General features: G+C 46.1%; 20 protein-coding genes. 10 read left to right on the top strand and 10 right to left on the bottom strand.

Going from position 1 to position 26,544, the window contains the following annotated elements; all coding sequences use genetic code 11:
* Nucleotides 1–553: 553 nt before the first annotated feature.
* Together EOO49_RS00460 and EOO49_RS00455 are read right to left on the bottom strand one after the other, a co-directional pair.
* Nucleotides 554–1,615, bottom strand: a complete 1,062-nt coding sequence (locus EOO49_RS00460) for a S41 family peptidase (RefSeq protein WP_290841908.1) — start codon at nt 1,613–1,615, stop codon at nt 554–556.
* Between the two features lie 8 nt (nt 1,616–1,623).
* On the bottom strand, nt 1,624–2,052 hold the full coding sequence (locus EOO49_RS00455; RefSeq protein WP_290841907.1) for a MarR family winged helix-turn-helix transcriptional regulator: 429 nt from the start codon (nt 2,050–2,052) through the stop codon (nt 1,624–1,626).
* A gap of 140 nt (nt 2,053–2,192) precedes the next feature.
* Between EOO49_RS00455 and EOO49_RS00450 the strand changes: the two genes are divergently transcribed.
* The 5 genes from EOO49_RS00450 (at nt 2,193) to EOO49_RS00430 (ending at nt 8,337) form a co-directional block, all read left to right on the top strand.
* Nucleotides 2,193–2,756 carry an AraC family transcriptional regulator gene (locus EOO49_RS00450; RefSeq protein ID WP_290841906.1) on the top strand — a complete coding sequence of 188 codons (564 nt, stop codon included), beginning with the start codon at nt 2,193–2,195 and terminating at the stop codon, nt 2,754–2,756.
* A gap of 55 nt (nt 2,757–2,811) precedes the next feature.
* On the top strand, nt 2,812–3,342 hold the full coding sequence (locus EOO49_RS00445) for an ORF6N domain-containing protein (protein WP_290841905.1): 531 nt from the start codon (nt 2,812–2,814) through the stop codon (nt 3,340–3,342).
* A gap of 47 nt (nt 3,343–3,389) precedes the next feature.
* Nucleotides 3,390–6,806, top strand: coding sequence for a hypothetical protein (locus tag EOO49_RS00440; protein ID WP_290841904.1), 3,417 nt, complete (start codon nt 3,390–3,392; stop codon nt 6,804–6,806).
* Nucleotides 6,807–6,870: 64 nt separating this feature from the next.
* Nucleotides 6,871–7,533, top strand: coding sequence for a hypothetical protein (locus EOO49_RS00435; protein ID WP_290841903.1), 663 nt, complete (start codon nt 6,871–6,873; stop codon nt 7,531–7,533).
* Nucleotides 7,534–7,608: 75 nt separating this feature from the next.
* A complete protein-coding gene (locus EOO49_RS00430; RefSeq protein ID WP_290841902.1) occupies nt 7,609–8,337 on the top strand; it encodes a hypothetical protein in 729 nt (242 codons plus the stop codon).
* A gap of 84 nt (nt 8,338–8,421) precedes the next feature.
* On the opposite strand, the gene EOO49_RS00425 is transcribed toward EOO49_RS00430, so the two are convergent.
* The 3 genes from EOO49_RS00425 to EOO49_RS00415 are packed head-to-tail and all read right to left on the bottom strand — an operon-like array spanning nt 8,422 to nt 14,084.
* Nucleotides 8,422–9,489, bottom strand: a complete 1,068-nt coding sequence (locus EOO49_RS00425; RefSeq protein WP_290841901.1) for an efflux RND transporter periplasmic adaptor subunit — start codon at nt 9,487–9,489, stop codon at nt 8,422–8,424.
* Nucleotides 9,479–12,694: an efflux RND transporter permease subunit gene (locus EOO49_RS00420; RefSeq protein WP_290841900.1), complete on the bottom strand. Its 3,216-nt coding sequence runs from the start codon at nt 12,692–12,694 to the stop codon at nt 9,479–9,481. Before EOO49_RS00420 ends, EOO49_RS00425 begins: the two co-directional genes overlap by 11 nt.
* Before the next feature lies 1 nt (nt 12,695).
* Nucleotides 12,696–14,084, bottom strand: a complete 1,389-nt coding sequence (locus tag EOO49_RS00415; RefSeq protein WP_290841899.1) for a TolC family protein — start codon at nt 14,082–14,084, stop codon at nt 12,696–12,698.
* A gap of 559 nt (nt 14,085–14,643) precedes the next feature.
* Here EOO49_RS00415 and EOO49_RS00410 point away from each other — a divergent pair.
* Entirely contained in the window at nt 14,644–15,699 is a 1,056-nt protein-coding gene (locus EOO49_RS00410) for a sensor histidine kinase (protein WP_290841898.1), read from the top strand.
* Complete coding sequence (locus EOO49_RS00405) at nt 15,675–16,367, top strand: LytTR family DNA-binding domain-containing protein (protein WP_290841897.1); 693 nt, start codon at nt 15,675–15,677, stop codon at nt 16,365–16,367. The genes EOO49_RS00410 and EOO49_RS00405 overlap by 25 nt, the downstream gene beginning before the upstream one ends.
* Nucleotides 16,368–16,511: 144 nt before the next feature.
* On the opposite strand, the gene EOO49_RS00400 is transcribed toward EOO49_RS00405, so the two are convergent.
* Complete coding sequence (locus EOO49_RS00400; protein WP_290841896.1) at nt 16,512–17,006, bottom strand: PPC domain-containing DNA-binding protein; 495 nt, start codon at nt 17,004–17,006, stop codon at nt 16,512–16,514.
* Nucleotides 17,007–17,159: 153 nt separating this feature from the next.
* Here EOO49_RS00400 and EOO49_RS00395 point away from each other — a divergent pair, with 153 nt between their 5' ends.
* Nucleotides 17,160–17,657 (top strand): nuclear transport factor 2 family protein, encoded by a 498-nt coding sequence (locus tag EOO49_RS00395; protein ID WP_290841895.1) that lies wholly within the window; start codon nt 17,160–17,162, stop codon nt 17,655–17,657.
* A gap of 84 nt (nt 17,658–17,741) precedes the next feature.
* Nucleotides 17,742–18,224: a DUF4440 domain-containing protein gene (locus EOO49_RS00390; protein ID WP_290841894.1), complete on the top strand. Its 483-nt coding sequence runs from the start codon at nt 17,742–17,744 to the stop codon at nt 18,222–18,224.
* Nucleotides 18,225–18,569: 345 nt separating this feature from the next.
* Here the strand turns inward: EOO49_RS00390 and EOO49_RS00385 are convergent, their stop codons facing one another.
* The 3 genes from EOO49_RS00385 to EOO49_RS00375 all read right to left on the bottom strand — a co-directional run bounded on the left by EOO49_RS00385 (nt 18,570) and on the right by EOO49_RS00375 (nt 22,199).
* The gene (locus EOO49_RS00385; RefSeq protein ID WP_290841893.1) at nt 18,570–19,538 is read right to left on the bottom strand and encodes an SMI1/KNR4 family protein; all 969 of its coding nucleotides are present in this window, start codon (nt 19,536–19,538) and stop codon (nt 18,570–18,572) included.
* A gap of 51 nt (nt 19,539–19,589) precedes the next feature.
* Nucleotides 19,590–21,311 (bottom strand): T9SS type A sorting domain-containing protein, encoded by a 1,722-nt coding sequence (locus tag EOO49_RS00380; protein WP_290841892.1) that lies wholly within the window; start codon nt 21,309–21,311, stop codon nt 19,590–19,592.
* A 90-nt stretch (nt 21,312–21,401) separates the two neighbouring features.
* A complete protein-coding gene (locus tag EOO49_RS00375; RefSeq protein WP_290841891.1) occupies nt 21,402–22,199 on the bottom strand; it encodes a ThuA domain-containing protein in 798 nt (265 codons plus the stop codon).
* 86 nt (nt 22,200–22,285) lie between these two features.
* Here EOO49_RS00375 and EOO49_RS00370 point away from each other — a divergent pair, with 86 nt between their 5' ends.
* Nucleotides 22,286–22,639, top strand: coding sequence for a hypothetical protein (locus EOO49_RS00370; protein WP_290841890.1), 354 nt, complete (start codon nt 22,286–22,288; stop codon nt 22,637–22,639).
* Nucleotides 22,640–23,336: 697 nt separating this feature from the next.
* Here the strand turns inward: EOO49_RS00370 and EOO49_RS00365 are convergent.
* Nucleotides 23,337–26,543 carry an error-prone DNA polymerase gene (locus EOO49_RS00365; protein WP_290841889.1) on the bottom strand — a complete coding sequence of 1,069 codons (3,207 nt, stop codon included), beginning with the start codon at nt 26,541–26,543 and terminating at the stop codon, nt 23,337–23,339.
* Nucleotide 26,544 lies beyond the last annotated feature (1 nt).

Below are 26,544 nucleotides of genomic sequence, written 5' to 3'. Positions count from 1 at the left end.
GTCGAAATGACGTGACTTTCGACATGCGAAAATTTCGTGCTATAACGCAGAACAAAAGATTAGATCGTGCAATCGGAGGGAAATTTTTTTGAAAGCAGAGACTTTGAATTGGAGATTTGCGGCAACTTCAGATTTAACATTTTTTACAGATTTTCTGTAAGGAAAAGGGATTCAGACCGTCTAACTTTACAGACCTAACAGACTTAGGAAAGTCTGTTAGGTCTGTAATCTCCAAATATTGATGGGTTTTTGATGGGTTTAATTGGCAATCGACGGATCACAATTATCCACGAATCCCATATTATCGACCGATTACAAATTATCGGCGGATACACTAATTATCAACGAGTCACAATTATCCACTTATAAAAGATTATCAACGAGTCACAAATTATCAACGGACCACAGATTATGGATTGACCCGGGTTATCGATAGATTACGGATTATCGATGGTAAAGGATTATCAACAGATTAAAGCCTATCGACAAATCATGAATCATCAATCGGCCAAATACCACTTCCAAAAACAACACAATTGAAAACCTACAAAATTCAATTCCGACGCTGTTTCAAAACCCGATCCAAAGCGCGCTGAAAATAATCTTTATACGTTTCCGGAGCCATAGCCAACAAGCTTTTCAAAGCAGTTTCATGAGCGTGTTGAAGCGCATCTTCTGCGGCCATTTTGACATCGGGAATCACACCGATGCCTTCCCAATTTGTCTTCGTAACCGGATTGATCGCACGACCGGTTGGGATAAATGCAGAAAAACGCCCTTTGAGCATCATTTCATCACCCGGATTTGCGCCTCCGCCAGTCGTTTCGCCAATTAGCGTGGCGCGTTTTTGGGTCTGGAAATCATACGCAAATTCTTCTCCACCCGAAAAAGTCCGGGAACTTGTAAGGATGTAAACTGGTTTCTCGTAACGTGCGCCAGACGGATCTTTCGTGCGAAAACTGTCGGTGCGATTGGCTTTCCGATAATACAGATCGTTCAGATGCACATCGGACTTAAAGAAATAACTCGCCAAAAAAAGTACCATTTCAGGTTCGCCTCCGTGATTTTCGCGCAGGTCTATAATCATGGCGTCGGTGTTTGCCAGGAACGCCATCGATGCATTTGCGCCTGTCGCACCCAAATCTGCGGGAGCGAAACCGTCAATTTTGAGATAGCCGACATTTCCCTGTAAAATCTCGACTTTGCGGAAGCCATAATTCGCGACTTTCATCACATGCTGTTGAATTTCCTGCTGCCGTTTTTCGACTTCCGCGTCGTTCACATCCGGCATCATATCTCCGTAAAATCGCACTCCGAGGTGTTTGTCATGAGAAATGTTGCGCAGATCGTCGGTCAGGATTTTGGCAAATTCCTTCGGATCGGAAATTTTGGAATAAACACCCGATTTCTGCTTTGATTTGAGGTCGGATGCGATTTTCGCCGCGACTTCGGGAAAAACATAATTGTCGTTCAAATTGGAAATCAGCGACTCGATAACTTCATTTTTGAGTTTTTTGGATAAGTTTTCCGATGTGGATTGTTGAGCCGACACGCCCAAATTCATACACAAACTGCCGACGATCGCCGACAATTTGACCAAGGTTCGATTTTTCATAAGACTGATTAACTGACATTTTTGATTATTGATTGAAGTGATGATTCTAATTTTTCTATTTCAGATGCGTCGATTCCGGAGAATGCCGCTTTCCGGTTGCCCAAACTTATCGGATGGACTTTTTGGAGCATTCCGTCTCCCAATTCGGTTACTGACAATTGCTGCCGACGCCTATCCGAAGCGAGAAAAGAACGCTCCAAATAACCTTTCGTGACAAGGATTTCCACGATTCGCGTCACTGAAGCGACATCCTTGAAAACCATGGCCGCGATTTGTTGTTGCGTCGCATCGGATTGTTGTTTTACGGTTTTCAAAACGAGCCACTGATCGAGCGTGATATCGAGTCCGGCCGTTGACAGACCGCGCTGTGCGAACTGACGATAAGCTTTCACCGCTTTTTCCAATGTGTAGAATACGTTTTCCTCGAGGCGTTCCATCTGAAATATTTGATGCAAATATAATTGATATATCAAACAAAAAATCTAATTTGGAATTTTTAACAATTTTTACAGAAAATCTGTAATGGAAGAAGAATGACGGAACTTAAATTTGAAAAAATATCCGCCAGTTGAAGTTTATGTCCAAGACCGATTACAATGAGTTCTTTACTGAATATGTGCAAATTAGTGTTCACGTTATCCGAAATAAAAAAATAGCTTTGAATCCGAATTTTGGCTCACGCGTCAAAAAACGAATTTCACTGGAGACATTTCAAACCTGTGAAACTCCAAAGTCTGAAAAAGCGCTGAACCCGAACTTCGAACGGACTGCGCTTGAAAAACTACAAAAATTCGAAACGGGATTCGCATTTCGAAAAGTCGGCTTTGGCTTGCGCGAGTTGGCGATTGTACTTGGAACCAATGTCAACTATGCAAGTATTTTGGTCAAACGACATCGCTCGAAAGGTTTCATAGCTTATATACGCGATCTCCGATTGGATTACATAACGCAAAAAATGATGGACGAATCAAAATTTCGACAGTATTCCAATCGAGCATTGGCCAGCGAATGTGGATTTGGCTGTACGAAAAGCTTCGTGCATGCGTTCAAGTTGAAGTTCAAAATATCACCGGGATTATTCGTCGAGCAATTTAACGACAATGGCCGCTCTCAAAAAGCATCCGATGCGGAATGCGATTGACGGCACCTCTGGTTTTACGTCTTTCCTCTAATACATCAAAGCCGTTCCGATTTCTATGTCAAAGCCATCCGATATACAGGCACCAGAAGATTTACTCCTTATAAAAATCCAGATTATCCGAAATCAGAAAGTGATGTTGGACAGAGATTTGGCAATGCTTTATGGAGTCGAGACAAAACGTCTCAAAGAAGCCGTAAGGCGAAACATCGATCGTTTTCCGGAAGATTTCATGTTTGAACTCACAAAAGAGGAACTCGAAAATTGGAGGACGCAAATTGCGTCCTCCAATTCTGTCCTCATGGGCCTAAGGTATGCGCCGATGGCTTTTACCGAGCACGGAATCCTCATGCTCTCAAGCGTTCTGAATAGCGAAAAGGCAGTCCAGACGAACATTCGGATCATGCGGCTTTTCTCTAAAATGCGAAAGTTTGCTTCCGAGGCTTCCGAGCTGAGATCAGATGTCGAACAAATCCGAAAAAAGGTCGATGTCCAAACCCAAAACATCGAATTGATTTTCCAATATATCGACGAACTTTCAGCCAAAGACGAGCCGCCAGACCGCAAACGCATCGGCTACAAAAACTGAACTTCGCGCGAATACACTACTTTTGGACTTGAGGCGTTATTAATGCTATGCTGAAAAAATTGCTTTGGGTGTTCTTGCTGTGTTTTTCGTGCGCGCTTTGGTCGCAGGAAACGCCTTATCGCGAACGCAAGTTTTTTGTCGGCCGAGATACGATAAAGCTCGACAGCGTAAGCATAAATCCAGCGTTTTTCAGGATTTCGGATAGACTTGACCAACCGATCGACACATCTTTTTATAAAATAAACTTCGCGAAATCAACGCTCATTTTCAACGAAAACGCTCCGTTTTTGAACGATTCGGTAAGCGTCAGATTCTTGAAATTACCGAATTACCTCACGAAAGAATACAGCATTTACGACAAGGAACGAATCGTCTCGAATGAAGCCGGAAATCTGTACCGCGTCGAGAAATCCACGCGAAAACCGTTCGTCCCGTTCGAAGGTTTGAATACTTCGGGTTCGATCACTCGCGGAATCACGGTCGGAAACAACCAAAACGCGGTCACGAATTCGTCCCTTGATTTACAGATCACGGGCAAAATATCCGACAAGGTCAACATCCGCGCCTCGATCCAGGATTCGAACGTTCCTTTGCAAGAAGGTGGATATTCCCAAAAACTTGACGAATTCGACCAGATTTTCATCGAACTCTATTCCGACAAATGGAACATCCGCGCAGGCGATCTTTTTCTCGAGAACCGAAAGTCGCGATTTTTGAATTTTTCCAAAAAAGTCCAAGGCATTTCCGGTCAGGTCACTTTTGGAAAACCGGAGGCGCAAACGTCGATTTTCGCGTCGGCGGCCTTGGTTCGCGGACAGTATGCGAGAAGCACTTTCGTGGGTCAGGAAGGCAATCAAGGTCCTTATAAATTGCGTGGTCCGAACGGCGAGTTGTATGTATTGGTGATTTCGGGTTCGGAGCGCGTCTACGTGAACGGAATTTTGCTGAAACGCGGCGAAAATGCCGACTACATCATCGATTACAACGCAGGCGAAATCACATTTACGTCTTTGTTTCCGATTACGTCCGAAATGCGGATCAACATCGAATACCAATATTCCGACAGGAATTACACGAGATTCGTGACTTACGCGGGCGCGACACACGAACGAAAGAAATGGAGCATCGGCGGTTACGTCTATTCTGAAAATGACGTGAAAAACCAACCATTGCAACAAAATTTGTCGCCTGAACAAGCCCAGATTCTGGTGAACGCGGGCGACAATCCAGATTTGATGACTTCTGCGTCGGCCTATCTCGATTCGTATTCCGAAAACAAGATTCTGTACCGAAAAATCATCGTCGGTGGCGTCGAGATTTTCGAGTTCTCGAACGATCCGACACAAGAATTGTACAACGTGAGATTTACGCTTGTCGGAAACAATTTGGGCAATTACACGATCGTCAACAACAACGCCGTCGGCCGTATTTACCAATATGTTGCGCCTTCGAACGGCGTTCCTCAAGGCAATTACGAACCCATCATCCGACTTGTTCCTCCGACCAAAATCCAGATCGTTTCGGTTGTCGGACGCGTGAATCCGAGCGAAAAAACCGATGTCAATTTCGAAGGCGCGTTCTCAAACAACGACCTTAACCTTTTTTCGAGAATCGACGATGGCAACAACCAAGGCGTCGCGGGCAAGATCAACGCCAAACAGCGCATTTTCACGAAAGACAAATCGGTTGTGGACGCTTTCGCGAATTATCAGTTCGTTCAGAAGGAATTCCGAACCATCGAACGCTTGTTCTCGATAGAATTCGATCGCGACTGGAACTTGACAAACACGACGAACACCAATGGAATCAACGACCAAAGTTATCTTCAGACCGGCGTCGAATTCAGCAATCCGCAAATTGGCGTTGCGCGTTACAAGTTCGAGAAACTCGACTTTTCGAGTGCTTTCACCGGAAGTCGGCACGTGGTCGAAGCCAGTCTCAAATACAAGGATTTCACGGTTTTCAACAGCGGAAGTTTCCTAAAAAGCGACGGTGATTATGCCGAATCTCAGTTTTCGAGGAACAATCTGCAAGCCAAATATCACTTCGGGAAAAATTGGGTCGGCGGCAGCCAAAGGTTCGAGGACAATCACGAACGCGTGAAATCGACGGGCTTGCTTTCGAGCCTGAGTCAGCGTTTTACCGAATTCGGAGCTTTTGTCGGACGAGGCGATTCGACGAAAGTCTACATGGAAATGGGCTATCTCGGACGCGCCAATGACAGTTTGCAGAATGGCGTTTTGAGTCGGGTCAACCGATCGAATTCTTTTTATCTGAAATCACAGCTGATCAAGAACGAGAAGACGAATTTGTCGCTTTTCGTGAATTACCGAAGGCTGAAATTCGAAGATCCTACATTGAAAACCGAACCTTCACTTAACTCGCGCTTGTTGTACAACGACCGCTTTTTCGACCAACTCATTTCGATTACGACGGCTTACGAAACCACTTCGGGCACGATTCCGCAACAGGAATTCACTTACATCGAGGTCGAACCCGGACAAGGAATTTACACTTGGAACGATTACAACGCCAACGGAATCCAGGAACTTCAGGAGTTTGAGATCGCGCCCTTTCCGGATCAGGCGAAATATGTACGTGTTTTTCTTCCGAACCAGGTTTTTCTCAAAACGCACCAAAACAAGTTTTCACAATCGGTTACTTTGAATCCGGCGCAATGGCAAAACGCTTCCGGATTCCGGAAAATCCTTTCGTATTTCTACAACCAAACTTCGTTTTTGAGCGAACGCAAAATCGAGCGCGAGGGCGAGAATTTCGATTTCAACCCTTTTAGTTCATCCGATGAGAATCTGCTCGGATTGAGCTCGAGTTTCCGAAACAGCTTTTACTACAACCGCGGAAAACAGCAACATTCGGTCACGTATACTTTCTTGTCGAGCCGATCGAAAAGCCTGCTGAATGTGGGTTCCCAGGAAAATCTGAACCGTTCGCACCAAGTCCAATATGCCCATTTGGTACAAAAAACGTGGTTGTTCAGCTTTGGCGGACAGACGTTGTTTTCCACTTCGGAATCCGAAAATTACGCTACCAAAAACTACGAGATCGACGGTTACAAAGTGCAGCCCAAAATCTCGTATCTGTTCAACAAAAATGCGAGTTGGGACGTTTTTTACGAGCGATCGCAAAAGGACAACCGGATCAACAATCTTGAAACGCTTGGGCAAGACCGCTTCGGAACTTCTTTCACGTATGCCAGCGACAAGAAATTCACGGCAAACGGAGAATTCTCGCTTTACAAGAACGAATTTGTGGGAGACGCGCTTTCGCCGGTCGCCTACACCATGCTCGAAGGCTTGCAACCCGGACAAAATTTGACGTGGCGTTTGCTCCTGCAGAAGAATCTCACGCAATATCTCGACGTGAACGTGAATTATCAAGGCCGAAAGAGCGAAACCTCGAAGTCGATCCACACCGGAAGCGTGCAATTGCGGGCGTTTTTTTAACATCGTGAGTTCGGTCAATCGCGTCCAATCTGTTATATTTGAAATCCTTATTCAAACAGACATCATGAATTTCAAAACATCAATACTATCGGCCTTTGCAATCGCTTTTGTGACCGTTTCCTGCAAAAAGGAACTCGAACCTCAGGAAAGTTCCGTTCCATTGACGCAAACCGATGCGGCCGCCGCACCAACGGCACAAAACGCCGTTCAACCACAGCAGATTCAGCCTGGTCAGCAACAAATGCAAGTTCAGCCGCAGCAGGTGCAACAGGTTCAGCAACCGCAGGCGACGGCTCCGGGAATGAACCCGCCTCACGGACAACCGGGTCACCGTTGCGACATTCCTGTAGGGTCGTCATTGAGCCAACCTGTAAAAACTGCCGCGACACCAACAACCGCAACTCCCGGACAAGCTCCGGCGACGATCACGAAAGTGAATCCGGCAACGGCTGCGACCGCAGTAAAAACGGCTCCGGGAATGAATCCGCCTCACGGGCAACCGGGTCACCGTTGCGATATCGCTGTTGGCGCGCCTTTGAATTCGGCTCCTCCAAAACCGACTTCTATCCAAACGGCGAATGGCAACAATTCAGATCCGGTCACGATCACGCCGGCCGTAATCAATTCCAACGGAACAGTTACTCCGGGAAGCGGCGTCAAGATCACGACGTCTCAATCTCCGGCGAGTTCCGCTCCGGCTTTGTTGCAGGATCCGAATTCGAAATAAGACATTGGTCAACATAAAAGGAAAGCACTGGTTTTTGATCAGTGCTTTTTTTAGCTTCGTATTTTATCAGCAACCATGAAATTCCTTCGCTTTTTTTCGATTTGTCTGCTTTTCGGAAATGTTGTTTTGGCACAAGTCAAAACTCCGAAAGCGTTGAACAAGATCACCGCGATTTCGGCAAATTACGATCCGCTTGAGATTGGCGAAGATTCGCTTCTGACGAAATTCATCAAAATTGAACTTATCGGAAAAAAGCTGTTTTTAGACAAAAAGAAGTCGGCCGTAAATTTTGTGGTGTCCGATTCGGCTAAATTCCGCAAAAAACGCGGCGTCATAAGTCTTCCGACCAAAAAAGGAATTAGGAAATTCGTCGACAGAGATCCGGCGGACGAGACAAAACAGGAATTCTTTTACCTTGGACAAATCCCGTTTCTGGACGCCTATATCGTTCACGGACTTTATTGGGAAACGCTCGATTTCAAATTCATTTCGAAAACCGACGGCGAAGAAATCCAGAGTTTTGGCGACTTTCCGCACGTTTCAGCCAATAAGAAATTTATCATTTCCATTTATGCCGATCCTTATTCGACAGAAGCAAATCTCGAGTTGTTTGCGATCGAAAACAGGAAAATCACTACCATTTTCAGCGCGAGTTTCAAACATTGGATGCCGGCTTCCGACCAGGAAATGTTTTGGAGTTCGGATGGAAATTACTATCTGCCGATTCGCTATTCCTCCGAATATTGGAAAAAAGACGGCAACCTGAACGACAATTTCAAGTACATCAAGATTTCGCTTCGTTGACTTCCAGAAATCAAAAAGGCGGCAACCCATAAGATCGACGCCCTTTTCCTTAGGTAGTTAAGTGTTCTTTTTTGTGGAACCTCCTTATTTTACAGGCGTTCCGTCCTTGATTTCTTCAGATGCGATTTTCACGACCTCGCCATTGTCTGGCAATTCTCCGAAAATCTCGACTTTGTCCTCGAATTCGCGTCCTCTTGTCACTTGCGCGCGTTTGGTTTTTCCGCTTTCGACGAGCAGCACATAAACGCCTTCACTCGAGGTCACGACGGCAGTTTTCGGCACTACGACAGTCGCTTCGGGCGCGTTCAGCGGAAGCACGACTTCGGCCACCATTCCGGGAAGAAGCTTTTTGCCGACATTCACAACGTCCATTTCGACTCTTTCCGATCGCAATCTCGCATCGAGCGCACCCGACATTCTCGCGATTTTGGCCGTGAATTTCTGACCCGGAAGCGCTTTCACGTTAAACGTCAGCTTGTCGCCTTCCTTGAGATACCCCGAATATTGCTCCGGAACGAAAACCGAAAGACGCAATTTGTCCTGTTGCTGGATCGAAAGCAACGGCAAAGCGCCACTCGACGGTCCGACATAAGCGCCCAAATTCACGTTTCTCGAGGTCACGATTCCGGAGAACGGAGCGCGAATCTGCAAATAATTCCGAACGTTTCCGACTTCGTTGTAAGACGCTCTCGCGGCTTGGAATTGTGCGTAATCGGAGTTTTTTCGCGCTTCGGCAAGATCGAGGTCGTTTTTGGCGACAGTTCCTTCGACTTTGCTTGTTTCAAGCAACCTGTTGTAAGTGGCTTTGCTTGCCAGATAAACGGCTTCCTGCGATTTGAGACGCGATTCGGCCGCTGATTGTTGGGACGAAATTTCTGGCGCTTCGAGCAAGATCAGCAATTGGCCTTGTTTTACTTCTGACCCGATATCGACTTTGAGTTCCTTGACAAAACTCGCGACTTTGGCGAACAGATCGACTTGCCGCATTCCGGTCAACTCGGCCGGAACGCGCATTTCGGTTGACAATTTTTCCTTTGTCAGCGCGACTTTCTCAAGTTCTGGAACGGCATCGACGACAGGTTTCGGTTCTTCTTTTTTGCCGCAACCAAAGGCGAGTGCGAGCACAAAAATGGCAATTATCTTATTTTTCATTTTCGGATGTATTCGGTGCAACATAAAATTTACTTTGTTCGTCTTCCGGATCGAGCGAAACGGATTGTGTCGTGGAATTGCCTTGAACCCAAGCGAAAATCATCGGAAGGATAACCAAAACGGCAAATGTCGAGAACAGCAATCCGCCAATTACGGCGCGTCCCAGCGGGGAAACCTGGTCGCCTCCTTCGCCGTGTCCTATCGCCATCGGCAACATTCCGGCAATCATTGCGATACTGGTCATGATGATCGGACGCAGACGCAAACCGGCGGCTTCACGTGCCGATTCAAGCGCATTCCCGTTCTGTTGGCGCAAATGTTCGGCGTTCGTGACCAAAAGTACGGCGTTAGCAATCGAAACTCCAACCGACATGATGATTCCCATGTAAGATTGCAGATTCAACGTCGAACCTGTTATCAAAAGCAAGAGCAGCGATCCCAAAACCACGGCCGGAACCGTCGTGAGCACGACAAACGAAACCTTGAACGATTGGAAGTTGGCTGACAGCATCAGGAAAATCACCACGATCGCGACCAAAAGCCCAGATTGTAAGCTGTCCATGGTTTCTGTCAGCACCGTTCCCATTCCGTATTGTTCTACGAAAAGTCCGCGAGGCAATTCCCCTAGCGAGTCGATATCTTTTTGCACGCTTTTTATCGCCGCTCCCAAATCTTTTCCTTTGATGTTCGCCGTTACCGACAGATAAGGCGTCGCGCCCATGTTGTCGTTTTCTCCGTGAGTCATGCTTGGCGAAATCGTCGCGACATCAGCCAAAACCGGACGTGCCTGATTTCGCAACAGCGGAATTTCCTTGAGGTCGTTCTCGGTTTGCATCTTGTCGAGCGGAACCTGAACCTGAACCGAATAGGAAAGCCCTGATTTCTCGTCGATCCAGTTGTTCTTTTCAGTGTATCGCGACGAGGAAGTCGAGGCGACAAGCGAGCGAGCGACGTCGTTCATATCTACGCCGACCTGAGCCGCCCGAACGCGATCGATGTCGATGTTCAACGACGGATAATTATAAGGTTGGGCGATTTGTACATCTCGCAAATACTCGGTTTTCTTGAGTTTTTCGACGAGCATGTTGGCATATTTCTCGTTGAGTTTCTTGACTTTGCCCGAAATCCTGATCTCGACTGGTGTAGTCGCGCCCTGACTCAAAACCTTGTCAGTGAGTTCGATCGGTTCGAAGGACAATTTCGTTCCCGGCAAAAGTTTGGCCATGTGGGCGCGAAGTTCGTCCTTGAAATCGTCCATATCGAGCTCGTTGTCTTTGAACGCAACCTGGAAAACGGCTTCGTGCGGGCCGGCCGTGAACAGATAAATCGGGTTGATCGAGAACAAGGCCGGATGTTGTCCGACGTAAGCCGATGTTATCGAAACGTGGTCGGGACCAGCGATTTTCTTGACTTCGTCCAAAACGACGCGAGCCTGCTCTTCGGTTCTTTCGACGCGAGTTCCGATTGGCGCCCGCATCCGAAGTTGGAATTGGCTCGAATTCACTTTCGGGAAGACGTCCTGTCCGATGAAATTCAAAGCCAGATAGGCCAAAAGTGTGATTCCGAAAAGGTAGAGTAACGAAATGAACTTTCTCGCCGGAAACATTCTGTCCATCAACTTTACAAAACCAGCGCGGAATCGCTCGAATTTGCTGACTTTTCCGTCTTTATTGTAGTCGTCTTTTTCGGAATTCCCATCCGAGACATCGTTGTGTTTTTTGTGTTCGTGGTGGTTTTTCATCAACCAGTTTGCCATTACCGGAACGAACGTCTGCGAAAGCAAAAATGAGATTACCATCGAGAATCCGATAGCTAACGCTAGTGGCAAAAACAGTGCGCCCGGAATGCCACTCATCGTAAACGCCGGAGCGAAAACCGCGAGAATACAAAGCAAAATGAGCAATTTCGGAAGCGCGATTTCCTTACACGCGTCCCAAATGGCCTGGGCTTTCGGTTTGCCCATATCAAAATGCTGGTGGATATTTTCTATCGTGACCGTACTTTCATCGACCAAAATCCCGATGGCCAGCGCAAGTCCCGAAAGTGTCATCAAATTGATTGTGAACCCGAACAATTTCAGGAACAGAACGCCAGAAATGATCGAGATCGGAATCGTCAGGATCACGATCAAAGCCGCACGCCTATCGCCCAAAAACAGCAAAACCATAAGTCCGGTCAGGATCGCCCCGATCACGCCTTCTGTGATCAAACTTTTCACGGAATTGATCACGTAAACCGATTGGTCGAATTCGTAGGACAATTTCACGTCTTCGGGCAAAGTGCTCTGGATTCTCGGAAGCGCCGCCTTGAGGTTTTTGACGACTTCCCAAGTGGACGCGTCGGCACCTTTTGCGATGTTCATGTATACCGAACGTTTGCCGTCGATAAGCGCGTAACCGGCCACGATATCGGCTCCGTCCTTGACTTTGGCCACGTCTCCTAGGTATAAATTCTGGACGTTGTTCTTGAAAAGCGGAATTTTCTCGAAATCCTTGATGTCGCGGATCGTATAATTCGTCGGCATCAAATAGTTTTTATCGCCCAGACGCACATTGCCCGGAGGCGCGGTTTGGTTGTTTAATCGAATGGCTTCGACGATTTGGTCTGGCGTCAGATTGTGGGCGCGAAGCAAATCAGGATCGACGTTGACCTCGATCGTGCGCGGACTTCCGCCATTCGGAGCCGGCGAAAGCAAGCCCGGAATTTGCGTAAAAGAGGCCCGGACGTAAATGTTGGCCATGTCTTGCAACTCGTTGTTGGAACGCGACTTCGAACTCAGGACCAATTGTCCGACAGGCAAAGACGACGCATCGAAACGGATCACGAAAGGCGGTTGCGAGCCCGGAGGAAAAATCGCCTGCACTCTATTTGACAAAGCCGACAATTCTGCGGCGGCCTGCGCCATGTTCGTCTCGGGATAATACGTGAGTTTCATCAACGTCAAACCTTGTATATTCTTGGTTTCTATCGATTTGACACCGTTGGCGAACAACAAGATGTTGATGTAATTTTTGGCGTAATACGCTTCCATTTGATCGGGCGTGTAACCGCCAAACGGGTGCGCGATGTAAATCACCGGAAGGTTCATTTTGGGCAAAATGTCGACCTTGATGTCGCGGACGGCGCTTATTCCGAAGAAAAACAGACCGGCCACGAGCACGATGATGGAAATGGGTTTGCGAAGTGCGAAACGTATGAGGTTCATGTTACTGGAATTCGGTTAGGAAAAGGTTGAAATCGCCCGCGGCCGCGGCTTTTAGCAAAAGTGATTGCCATACATTGGTGTAAATCACGTCCGAATCGGTTTCGGCGCGATTCAGGATGTAAAGTGCTTGCGTGACATCGGTCAGGTTCGTGAGGCCGTTTTTGTACAAAGTCGTTCTTTGCAGATAAGCCTGACGTGCGGCGGCGACTTGTTTTGGCGCCTGAACGTAATTGTCCATCGCATATCTAATCTTGGCTTCGGCGGCGGCGAGTTGGGTTTTGAGCTGTTGGTCGATGACTTCATACTCGTTTTTCAATCCTTCGGATACGAATTTTTGCGAAGCGACTTGCTTGCTGGCACGCCAAATGTTCGTCAGGTTCCACGTAACGCCAACTCCGACGAGATAATTCTGGCGATCAGGAGTGATTCCGTCGACGTAATCCTGTGTGAACGCGTTCTGGTTTGTGGCATAAGACGAATCGAAACCCGAACCTCGCGTCTGGAAAACGCCGAAAAGACTGAATGACGGATAGTAATTCTTGCGCAACAACCGAACTTGCTGATCGCTGAAATCAACTCTCGATCTGTAGAATTTCCTTATCGTATTCACGGTATCGGCTGGCGTTTCAAGCGTGAGCACGTTCTTCGGAACTTTTGTAACCAACGAAGTGTCGAGCTCGAAATCGCGAACGTCGACGCCCATGAGAAACGCCAATCGAGTGTTTTGTTCGGCGACCAGATCGAGTGTGCGATTCAGTTCGATTTTCGCACGCGAGACTTCGGCCGATGCCAATGTCGAATCGACGCCAGGATTGAGTCCGTTTGTGACGCGCGCTCCCGAAGTCTTGAGGAAAATCTGCGCACGATCGAGGTTTTTCTGCTGCGAACGCACCAATCGTTTGCTCGCAAGCAAGTTCAGATAGGCCGCGGCGACGCGAACTTCGTGTTGGAAAAGTTCTTGTTGGTAATCGGCTTCGTTTCTTGCCACATCGGCTTTTGCAAGATTGATGCGCTCGCGATAGCGTCCGAAAGTGAAAAATTCCCAGTTGATGTTCGCCAGATAAAGCGCTCCGAAAGCCGCATTCCAGTTTTGGTGATCGAGCGGAAGTCCCGACGATGCGACGCCGTAACCGCCGAATCCGTAAGCCGGACCGTTTTGGCCATTGATCGTTCCGTAAGATTGTTGGCCCGAAAGCACGAGGTTCGGAACGTAATCGAGACGCGTCTGTTTGACCGTTTCGGCTGACGCTTTGGCGTAATTTTGCTTGGCTTTGACCGTCCCGTAGTTGGAAACTCCGTTTTGGATCGCTTCGGGCATAGACAACGTCTGACCTGAAGCCGAGGTCGCCGCAAAGAACAGAAAATAAAGGAGTTTCTGAATTTTAGGCATAATGAGTGATTCTTGAGGTGCACAAAATTAGGTCGGTTTTAAAAAACAATCGGTTTAAACGAGCGTTTAAATGATGAGTTGCATTCGTCATTTGAAATACTTCAACATTCGTTATTCGTTGTTCATCGGTTCATCGTTCAAAAAACTTCGACATTCGTTATTCGTTGTTCGTCGGTTCATCGTCTTCGTTGTTCGTCGGTTCATCGTTCAAAAAATTTCAACATTCGTTATTCGTTGTTCATCGGTTCGTCGTTCAAAAAACTTCAACATTCGTTATTCGTTGTTCGTCGGCTCATCATTCAAAAAACTTCAACTTTCGTTTTTCATCGGTTCGTTGTCCAAAAAACTTCAGTACCAACTATTTTCCATTCGTCGGTCAAAAAAACCTGCATATTCATCTATTCGTCGTCCAAAACTTCACACCTTGACAAATTGCATTCATCATAAAAAATCCATCGATTGCGTAAATTACTCGACCTTTGCCAACTTACTTATCGTTCAATTCGACGTCTGAATGTTGAATAACGATTAACGAATAACAAACGTTGAAGTTTTAAAAATGACCAAACGCATAACCTCTGTTCTCGACAACAAATGGTTTCAGGAAATCGCGATTTTCGGTTTCATGCTTACTATTCATTTGCTTAAGAACGACTGGATCGAATATGCTTCGGGAACGTCTGTGGCCGCGGCTTTGACGTATTTTAGTTTGTTGTATGCGCACGCTCAGACCAACCGGTTTTTCCTACTTCCGACATTGCTCGAAAAACAGCGTCCGCTCACCTATTTCGCGTTGAGTATCGCGATGATTTTGGTTTGGACGGGCATCATTTACGAAATCGCGTCGAACTTTTTGCCGCGACTCGACAATTATCCGTGTTACCAGAAAGGTTTCGTTTACCAGATCGCTTCATTGTCCGGAACTTTGATCCTTTATTTGGGTCCGACGGTGATGATGAAACTCTATCGCGAGCAAAAACGCCAACAGGACGCCGAAATGTTGTTCAGCCAAATGCAGTTAAAAGCGCTTCGCAGCCAGCTAAATCCGCATTTCCTGTTCAATACTTTCAATACGCTTTATGGAATTTCGCTCCAATATCCGGAAAGGACGAGCGATCTGATCATGAAAATGAGCCAGCTTTTGCGCTACCAAATCGAAAGCGACCAACGCCAAAACGTGACTTTGGAAGAGGAAATCGAGTTCATCACGAGTTATATCGAGCTCGAACGCGAACGTTTGGGTTACCGATGCGACATCAATTTCGACTATAAAACCGATAACGAAAACGGCTACAAAATCGCTCCGATGTTGCTCATCAACTTCATCGAGAACGCGTTCAAACACGGAACGGGCACAATCGAGAGCTGCTTCGTGAACCTCTCGATAAAAGTCGAGGACGGACTTTTGGATTTCAGGCTTGAAAACTCGATTCCCGAGAAAAAGTCGCAAGTCGTCTCGACCAAGATCGGAGTTGCCAATACGACCGAACGCCTCAAATTGCTTTACGCCGGAAAACACGATCTTTCGATCTCCGAGACCAACGGAAATTTCGTCGTCGCGCTCCAAATCCAACTCAAAAAAATCGCATCATGCCAGCCGAGCGACTGTGTCTAATCGTCGATGACGAACCCGCGGCGCATTATGTGCTCGAGAAATACATCGGACAAAATCCGAAACTGAAGCTTGCCCACAAGTGTTTCAACGGTTTTGAAGCCGCGGAATATCTCGCGAAAAACCAAGTCGACTTGATGTTTTTGGACATCGACATGCCCGAATTGACAGGTTTGGAATTGTTGCAGCAGCTCGAAAATCCGCCGCGCACGATCCTTACGACGGCTTATTCTGAATTTGCTTTGGAAAGCTACGATTTTGGCGTGATCGACTATTTGTTGAAGCCGATTTTTCATCCGAGGTTCGAGAAAGCCATTGCCCGATTTTTCGAGATGTATCCGAAACAGATCGAAACGCCTTCGACCCAAAGCCATGTCTCGGTAAAAGTCGACAGTCATTTCGAAAATATCGCGCTCGACGATTTCCTTTACGCCCAGAGTTACGGCAATTACGTGAAGATTTTTACGCCTCAAAAAACGTGGCTTGCGACGATTACCACGAACGAGCTCGAGCACAGTTTACCCTCGGACAGATTCATGCGCGTGCACAAATCGTACATCGTTTCATTGCAGAAAATCGAGTCGCACGATCGCGATACTGTTTCTATTCTGGAGGAAAAAATTCCTGTTGGAATCACTTATAGGCGCGAATTGGCCGAACGGTTGCGTTGAGTTTTATTTTGAGTTGGATTTTTTTCGGATTATTTCCACTCGATTTCCGTTACGAAATTTTAGACCTGTCACCTCTAAAGACCTGACAGGTTTAAGACCTGTCGGTTCTAAAGGGGTGACAGGGTTGATTAATGAACTCTAAAGTCACTTCGGACAATTTTCCAAACAAAGAACATTAAAGCCTTTCGTCTCGTCTTTCACGCGCTCGAACTTTCGGTCGTGCACGAAAATCATGATTTCGAGCGTGCCTTTTCCGACTTTTCCTTCTAGAATATGTCCGCCGAAAGCCTGGAAATTTCGGTCAGTGACGACGCCGTGAGCGTGAATCGAGATTTTCCCTTTTTGCCACGCAATCGTTCCTTGCATCGCAGCGAGCTCGACGTCGTTGAATTGTTTGGGCTCGTATTCTTTCTTGTCAAAATTGAAATAGCCGAATTTCATATTTACAAAGCCCATTCCTGTGAAATTTGCCGACGGAATCTTTTCTGCCAAAGCGAAATCTTCCAGCTTTTTCAAGATGTCGTCGCCTTGTTCCAAAACCATCAGAAAACCTTCGGGAACTTTCGTGTGTTGCTTTTTTTGTGCCGATGCGGAAATTGTTGCCAGAACTAAAAAGGTGATTGCAAGGAATTTTTTCATCAGATGTAAATTTCTACTGAAGTTACGATTTCCAAAATCAGCATCATATCGGCGAAACCAAAAACGGCAGACTTTACAAGATCGGAAGAAAATGCTATAAGGAATTTCGAATGCGGACGGCCTAATTTTAACAAATCCCAAAAATCCTATGATATGAAAATCACATCTTACTTTTTGCTCGCCATCGCCGTTCTTGGAGTTTCTTGCTCGAAACCTTCGGAACGCGACGAGATTTCATCAGCTGAAACGGACGAGATCAAAGGCGAAATCCAAGATTTGGAGAACGCTTACGCCAAGGCCGTGAACGAGAACAACACTTCGGAAATCATGAAATATTATGCCGAAGATGCGATCAGTTACAACTCTGACGGTCCGCCGTTAAAGGGAAAAGACGCAATTCGCACCGACATTCGCCGTTTGTCTACCGATTTTCCGAAAACCGCCCAAATCACATTCACCGTTCAAGAAGTTTTACCTTCGGGCGATAAGTTCCAAGTCGTTGAAATTGGCCGATACGAAATGAAAGATGAGGCCGGAATTGCCTTCGGAAGCGGAAATTACTTCTCCCTTTTCGAGAAAAGGGGCGGAAAATACGTGTGTATCCGAGATATGCAAACACCTGACACTCCAAAAACACAGAAAAAACCATAAATGTTAATATCATTGTTACAAACTCATAAGCGCCGCGTTTTCAGGCGCTTTTTTGTTGGAGTAACTTCGCACAAACGAATTGCCATGAAAATCAGATCGCTACTCCTTATCGCTTCGGTCGTAGTTTTCCTGAATTGTGAAAAGCCTGTCGAACGCACGACTTTGGGCGCGGACGAACTCGCGGCCCTGAAAGTTGAAATTCAGGAACTCGAGGACAATTATGCCAAAAACGTGAATTCGAAGAATGTCGATTCGATCATGAAATATTACGCCGACGATGCCGTGAGCTACGACAGCAATTCGCAGCCGTTGCACGGAAGTCTCGAGATTCGCGAAAGCATGGAGGATCTTTCGAAAGGTTTTCCGAAGCGCGCCGGGATAAAATATACGGTAAGGGAAGTTTTTCCGTCTGGCGATGGAACGCAGGTGATTGAGATTGGTCACTACAAAATTTCCGACCCGAAAGGAATCAATTACGGAAGCGGTAATTATTTCTCCGTTTTCGAAAAACGCAATGGCAAATATGTGTGCATCAGAGACATACAAACGCCTGACGACTCGAAATAAATCTACCACAATAACCTATCCCTGAGAACCGCTTTTTACGAGGCGGTTTTTTTATTGGATAAAAATTCGTGATTTCGTTTTGAGATTTTTTTCAGAACTGACTTTGCGTTCTATTGGTTGTTTTGTCGATGCCAGCGTTGATTTTTTCTGTTGGATTTTAACAAAATTTACAGTTTTTCTGTAATGAAATGTCTGTCGAAAAACCGAACTTTCCAAGACCTAACAAATCTTCGAGATTTGTTAGGTCTGGAAGTCGTCAAAAAACAGTGGATTTGAATCGCAAGGAAAGCTAAGTGAACAAATGATTTCGGCATCGCCAATTCAACTCAGATCACAAAATTATCATCACTCATATCGCTTCATTTTACCGAAAAGTTCCCGCTTGAAATCGTTCGTAAAGTAAAATCCGCCAAATAGTTTCTTCGCTATTTTTCTCGAATTACGTCTTTGGTCGAACCATTCCGAAAAGAAATCGGCATAACCGCCGGTCGAGATTTCGGCAGTTGCCAAAGCGACCATCGGCAAATATTCCTTGACGAATAGTTCTTTTGACCTGATAGTCTTATTCAGACTCAAAAGATAGAATTGGATGTCGTAAGCCAAATACGAAAGCTCGTCGGCATGAAGCGCGAAATAGCCTTTTTCCCGAGAAAGTTCCAAAAACAAATTCCTGAGTATCTTGTCGAAATCAACCGATGTATCTTTCTTGAAATATTCCTGTAAAGTGTCCGAAAATAGTCCGTTTTCCAGTTGTTTGAGCTTGTCGGCCAAGTCCTGTTCCGACGTATCGTAAACGTCCGAACGCACAAGTCCGCGAATGAACGTCTCGAAATCCTTTGCCAAAAACGTCTTTTTGTAATCTGATTCCTGATCGACATGGAAAACTTCGGGTTCACCGCCTTTTCCGCAATTCGAATAATCGAGCATCACCATGTCGTGACCCGCCGACGGACAGTCGCAAATGTAAACGCCGGTGTCAGGATAACCCCATTCGTCGATCATGAATTGGCTTCCCAAATTACCGCAGAGCGAATAGGTTTTCTCGCGTCCGATTCCCATAATGCCGTTTATCGCCACGTGATCTTCGGCCCAAGACGTGTGTTCGTCTGTAGGAAAACAGTCGGGATTTGTAATTCCGCCGTTGTGCGATTTCATCAATTCGATGTACGACTCTGGCAATTTATAGCCAAGTTCGGTCTCGATTGAAGCGATAAGTTCGTCGCTTGGCGTTTCGTCCTGGAATTCAGATTTGGAATACTCGTCATCGTCCCAAAAATCTGAAAAATCGAAGTCGTGAAATATCTTTTGTGCCATTTTGAATTGTCTGATAAGTCGACGGAAAGTTGAAATTCCTATCGGTACAATTTACAAAACGATAAGCTTTTTGGTGTTTGAAGTCGATTGATTTTCGATTTTTATCAGATAGTTTCCGGGTTTGAGATTGAGATTTTTCTCGGTTTGACCGATTTGGAATTCGGCTATCGTCTGACCCAAAATGGTATAAATTCCCACTTTTGATCCGAACAAAACTTCGTCGAAATGCAGATTGACATTTCCGCTTGACGGATTCGGATAAACCGACCACGATTCATTTGTTGAAAAGTCTGATGTTTTCAACGATTCTGGCGCAAGTTTTAGCGTGAAAATGTCGTGACCGCCGTTCGAAGTAAGATTTTGGACGCTTGAAAACGGATCGAAATCGACGGTTGCATTGAAACTTCCGGCGATGTTCCAAATGCCACTTTCGCGATATTCGAAGGCCTGAAGTACGTCTTCGCCGCTTCCGCCGAACGATTGTACCCATTCTGGCGTTCCGGATTGGTCAAATCTCGCGATGAACATGTCTTCGTTCCCTATTGTAGGCAAATCAAATCCGGTCGCGAAGGCGAAATTTCCATTATAATTTCCTCCAGTCAAGATTTTTCCGCTGACGGTAACTTGCAAATTATTCACCGATGGACTAAAAACCGTTCCCGTTTGCTTCGCCCATTGCAATTGTCCAGACGAATTGTATTTGATCAGAAAAACCGCGCCGCCGTTGCCATTCGTAGCTAAAATCGTCTGTCCCGAACCCGGATCCATGTCGCTGTTTCCGGCGAAAATTCCCGAGATGAAAACGCTGTCATCGGCTCCGATTCCAATTGCGGAGCAACCTTCGGACATTGTTCCTCCAATTTTCCCCGCCCAAACGTAGTCGCCTGATGGATTGAGTTTCAGCAACAAAACATCTTGGCTGAACTGTCCGAAATTGTCGCCCGGACTCGGCTGAAGCGTAACTGTCGCGGCACTTGGATCGACATCGATCGCTCCGAAAAAATTTCCCGTTGCCAAAATATTGCCTTGGCTGTCGAGATCGAAAGCATTGATTCGGGTTTCGCTCGCGCCACCGAAGCGTTTTGCCCAAATGAAATTGCCGTCCGGATCGAGTTTTAGCATGTAAGCGTCTCGCGGACCTGACGATGTAAGCGCAAAATTTGATGTTCCCGGATCGAAATCGCAAGTTCCCTGAAAGAATCCGCTTACGAAAATAGCGCCGTTTGCGTCGACTTTCATATCCATGACCTCGTCATAATCGTTTCCGCCAACTTTTTTCGCCCAAACGAAATTTCCGTCTGCAGTAAGTCTGACGACGAAAACATCTGTCGAGGAAAAAGTGGGATTCGCCAATGGAATCGAAGTCATATTGAACGTTCCGGCGTTCGGATCAAAATCTACCGTTCCGAAAAAACTTCCCGCCAAAATCAAGTCGCCGTTCGCCGCAAAATCAATTTCAAAAACACCGTTTCCGCCATTTCCTCCTATTCGCTTTGCCCAAACAAAGTTGCCTTGACTGTCGAGTTTCTGGATAAATCCGTCCGGAGCAGATCCCGCTTGTGTCAGGTTCGATGTACCTGAACCGGGATCGAAATCGACCGTCGCATTGAAAGATCCGACTGTGTAAACATTTCCGGAAGCGTCCGAAATTAAGTCGTAAGCACTGTCAAATCCGACAGCGCCGACAGATTTCGCCCAATGAAAAATCGGGTCGTCTTGCGCGAAAACGCAAATCGAGGCTAGAAGTGATAGGCAGAGTAAAGATTTTTTCATGAGTTGTCGGTTTTCCCAAATATAAACCATGATAGGAAAATCGCTACAACAATTGAGTAAACGGTGGCTTTTAATTAGAATCGGAATTTGTCACTTTGATCCGATCCACAGCAAAGTATTGACTATTAAAGCATTTTGATTGACATTGCCGAAGGTTTTGGACAGGGTTGCATTCGTTCCGCCGTCATAATCCATATCGTTATGACCCATATTGCAATAAGCCATATTGTATTTCTTGTTCGTCCAAAAAACCGGATAATAACCCTCGGACCAGATTTCATGCGGCTTTGGACCGGTCCCGACAGGAAAACTTTTTGGATCTATAGCAATCAGTATTTCAATATTTGGGTCCAAGCGCATATCTTTTTCCCATTTGTACCATTCGTTGGGCTGGGAATCGAATATTGACGGAACATTTTTGAGCGCCGGATGCGTAGGTTTTTCGACTTTCAGAATCGTCGACGTCGGACGCCAGGTATTGCTCACATATTGTCCGCAACCCAAAAACTCATTATTGTACCACTGCCAATTGTTTGGAAATTCCGATCCGTCCAAGGCAAAAGCTGAAAAGTGGAAACCCAGAAATCCGCCTCCGGCTTTCACGTAGTTTTCGAATGCTAAACGCTGCTCGGGCAATTCCGGACGCGTGTCCAGAAATATTACCACTTTGTAGTTTTTGAGATTCTCGGAGTTGAGTTTTGTCCAGTCGGAAGTGGATTCGTAAGAAAAATTGTAAGCTTTCGCAATTTGCGGAAACCACTTGTTGGCTTCGTCGACAAAACTCACGTGAGCCAAGTCATTTTTGGCCGTGTAGAACGCGATCACCTTGAAATTTGGACTTTGTGAAAAAAGCGAAATCGAGAAAAGCAACAAAAACAATTGTCTCATTTTGGGGATTTTCCTTAAAGATAAAATAAAATGGAGCGCGTCTCCGGAAGTTTTGGGTAACTTTAATACACATAAAAATCAGAACCATGAAAAATTTGATATTGGGAGTCGCGCTGTTGTTCGCCATCAGCCTTTCCGCTCAGGAAACCAAGACCGAAACGGCAAAGCAGAAGGTCGAAAAGGCCGCCGATAAAACGGAAACCGGCGTCAAGAAAGCCGCAAATGCCACCGAGAGAGGCGTCAAGAAAGGCGCGGACGCCACGAAAAAAGGCGTGGAAAAAGGATATGATGCCACGAAAAAAGGTGTCAAAAAAGGAGCTGACGCTACAGAAAAAGGTGTAGAGAAAGGGTACGACGCCACTAAGAAAGGCGTTAAAAAAGGTGCGAAATCTACCGCCAAGGCAATCGACAAAACGGCCGACAAAATCCAAACCGAATAAACAGCAATTTTCAAGATGTAAAAGCCGGACCGAAATCCGGCTTTTGTTTTGAATTTGGTTCCGATCGCTTGTCGCCCCCGACAGCAATCGGTTCCTTGTTCGATTGAACAGATTCAAGCGTTACTGTTTGGCTGTCCAGGTTCGATTTACGAAGAAAGTCAAGACCCGGTTTTAGGAAATTTCCTTCGCTTTGGATTTTTAATTTATTCGGAAGTACCGTAAACACTGACATTCTGAAAATCAAATACTGTAACTTTTTGAATTTCAGTATTAAAGCGGATTTTGTTGGAAGTAGTATCTGGCCCGAAAAAAAAATTCCTTTTTCACTAAAATCTGAGCTTTTTAGGCTTCGTTCAGAAATTTTGGCTCAGTTAAACTTCATCGTGTCAAAGTCAAACGTGTAGTTGTGCCGATCCGTCTTCATCGACAGCAACCCACTTAAAACTTTTTAGCATGTGTGCCTTCCCCTTATCCAGTTTTACCCATTCGTCAATACTTGAGCCGCGTTTCTCAGCAAACAAAAACAGCTTTGCCTGACAATTCGATTCATTTGTAAGAGACTCAATATAAGCTCACTAAGCAATAACAATCACCTATTCTTTTCAGACAGTTATCCGACAAAACCTAAAAATGGTGTTGAATCTTGAACCCATTTTCCCATACAGACTGAATTTCGAAAGCTATAGTCGAACCATAACTACTTAAAATTCCGTCCTTTATAAAAAACGCCTTCGAGTTCTCCTTTTTCGTCGGGACGCGCGAGCGATGTGGCAAAAACTTCCTCATTTCTGTCGGTCAACATATTTTTCAGTAGCGCCGACATGTTGTAGCATTTATCGACAATCACGTGGACTACGCCTTTTTCGATCTGCAATTTCCCGTCGACCATCAAGAGTCGCGCCTGCAGAATTTCCTTTCGGTACTTTTGGAAGACTTTTTCCCAAACCACGAGATTCGCGAATCCGCTTTCGTCTTCGATCGTGATAAAAAGTACGCCTTTCGCGGTTCCCGGACGTTGCCGAACCGTAATCAATCCCGAAACCCGAATCAAATCCTTGTCTTTTTTGCTTGCCAAATCGCCCGTTTTGGTCGCTCGCAAGCTATCCAGTTGCGGACGGGCGAATTTCACGGGATGATTTTTCAACGACAATCCCATAGTTGCGTAATCTTCAACGACATGAGCCGCTTCGGTCAGCAAAGGCAATTCCAACTGTGGTTCGGATGCGCTCGCCGACGGTTGGCCTTCGAATATCCCAATCGGATTGTCGGACAATGCCGAAACTTCCCAAAGCGCCTGTCGTCGGTCAAGACCTATAGAGCGAAAAGCATCGGCATCGGCCAATCTCTCGAGTGCAAACATGGAAATACCCGCATCTAAAAGCGAATTCATACTTCTGAAACCGTCGTTTCGGGCAGCGACCAAACTGCGCATTTCTTCTTCCGGCAAGCTTTTCACCTGTCGGAAACCGAGCCTTATCGGACAATATCTTTCTGATTTTTCTTCCAGAATATTATCCCATTGCGAAAAATTCACGTCGACCGGAAGCACTTCTACACCGTGATTTCGGGCATCGATGACAATTTGCGCCGGTTGATAAAATCCCATTGGCATACTGTTCAAAAGTGCTGCGGCAAAAACATCGGGATAAAAACACTTCAGATAAGCCGAAACATACACCAAAAGCGCAAAACTCGCGGCGTGACTTTCGGGAAAACCGTACGATCCGAAACCTTCGAGCTGACGAAAAACCCGTTTGGCAAACTCCTCGTCATACCCTCGTCTCACCATTCCGCCAACTAGTTTCTTTTCCCAATCACTAACTTGACCTTTGGCCTTGAATGTGGCCATACTTTTTCGTAATCCATCGGCTTCCTCGGGTTTGAATTCTGCGGCCACGATCGCGATTTCCATGGCTTGTTCCTGAAAAAGCGGCACACCTAGCGTCCTTTCCAAAATGTACCGCAATTCATCTGACGGATATTCAACGGCTTCCGGATTTTCACGCCTCTTGAGATACGGATGCACCATGTCGCCCTGAATCGGGCCGGGACGCACGATCGCCACCTCAATGACCAAATCGTAGAAACACTTGGGCTTCAATCTGGGCAACATCGACATTTGGGCACGGCTTTCGATTTGGAAAACGCCCAACGTGTCGGCTTTGCAAATCATGTCGTAAACTTCTACCTTATCTTGTTCGACATTGGCCAAAGTGTATGATGTTCCGTAATGTTTCTTACAGAAATCGAACGCCTTTCGGATGCAGGTCAACATGCCAAGTGCCAAAACATCGACTTTCAAAAAGCCCAAAGTTTCTATATCGTCTTTGTTCCATTCTATATTCGTGCGATCTTCCATTCTCGCATTCAAAATCGGACACAGGTCTGAAAGTTTGCCGCGAGTGATGATAAAACCACCCGTGTGCTGACCAAGTTGACGCGGAAAACCAACATATTGGCTTGTCAGATCAAGCACTTTCATCAAATGCGGATCTTTCGGATTGAAACCTTCTGACGAAATCCGGTCGCTTTGCATCCAATCGTCGGTAAATTCCCAAATCGAATTCGACAATCTTCCAATGGCATCCGTAGACATTCCCATCGCTTTGGCCACATCGCGAATCGCACCTTTTTGATGCACTTGAGTTACGGTTGCGACGATTGCCGCACGGTCGCGCCCATATTTCTCATAGATGTATTGGATCACTTCCTCACGCCTTTCGTGCTCAAAATCGACGTCTATGTCAGGCGGTTCTTTACGCGCATCGGACATAAATCGCGCAAAAAGCAACTTAAACTTCGCTGGATTCACAGAGGTGATACCCAAGCAATAACAAACTACCGAATTGGCTGCAGAACCTCGACCTTGACACAAAATTTCTCGATCTCTGGCAAATCGCACAAAATCGTAAACAGTAAGAAAATACGCCGCATAGTCATTCTTCTCCATAAAGTCGAGCTCGAACACTATTTTTTCCTGTATGTCTATGGGAATCTCATCCCCGAATTTTTCTTTGGCACCTTGCCACGCAAGCATTTCCAACTCTTGTTGAGGCGTCCTTCCATTAGATGTGATTTCCTCCGGATAAACATATTTGAGTTCAGCCAACGAAAACTTGCACGCGTCGGCAATTTCACGAGTGGCGGCAATCGCATCGGGATAATCGCGAAAAAGCCGCTGCATTTCCTCGATTGGTTTGAGATGGCGCTCTGTATTTTGGTTCAATTTGAAACCCGCATTGTAAATTGTACATTTTTCTCGCACGCAAGTCAGCACGTCCTGCAACTGCCGACGTTTTGGCTCGTGATAAAACACGTCATTTGTCGCTGCCATCCGGATATTCAACTCATTTGAAAGTTCGGAAATCCTGTACAACCGTTTGGCGTCATTGGCCTGATACGATCGGTTCGCGCCCAGATAAAGCGATTTGCCGAATTTGTCCCGATATTCTTTCAATGCCGATTTGAATTCCGGATCGAAATCAAAATCGGTGTCAAGGGAAAGTGGCGAAATCGCTATGAATTTCAGGCCTTCCGCATGTTGATAAACATCGGATTTGTACAGATGACATTTGCCCTTTTCCGCGCGTTGGTTCCCGACCGAAAGCAGAGCCGACAAATTGGCGTAAGCATTCTTGTCTGTCGGATAAGCCAATAGCGGCGGCCCGTCGAGCAATTCGAGATGACAGCCAACAATCACGCGGATTTTTGGTGCTTTTTCATCTTCCCTTTCGAGTTTTCTCGCATGAGCATACGCCCGAACGATTCCGGCCAACGTATTTCGGTCGGCGATCGAGATGTGTTCGTAGCCCAAATCCCGCGCGTGTTCGACAAGTTCCTCAGGGTGCGAACCGCCTCTGAGAAAACTGAAATTCGACGTGACCTGCAATTCTACATAACTCATA

The organism is Flavobacterium sp., assembly GCF_004295795.1.
In the GTDB taxonomy this organism is placed as follows: Bacteria; Bacteroidota; Bacteroidia; order Flavobacteriales; family Flavobacteriaceae; genus Flavobacterium.
This window is presented reverse-complemented; position numbering and strand designations above follow the sequence as displayed.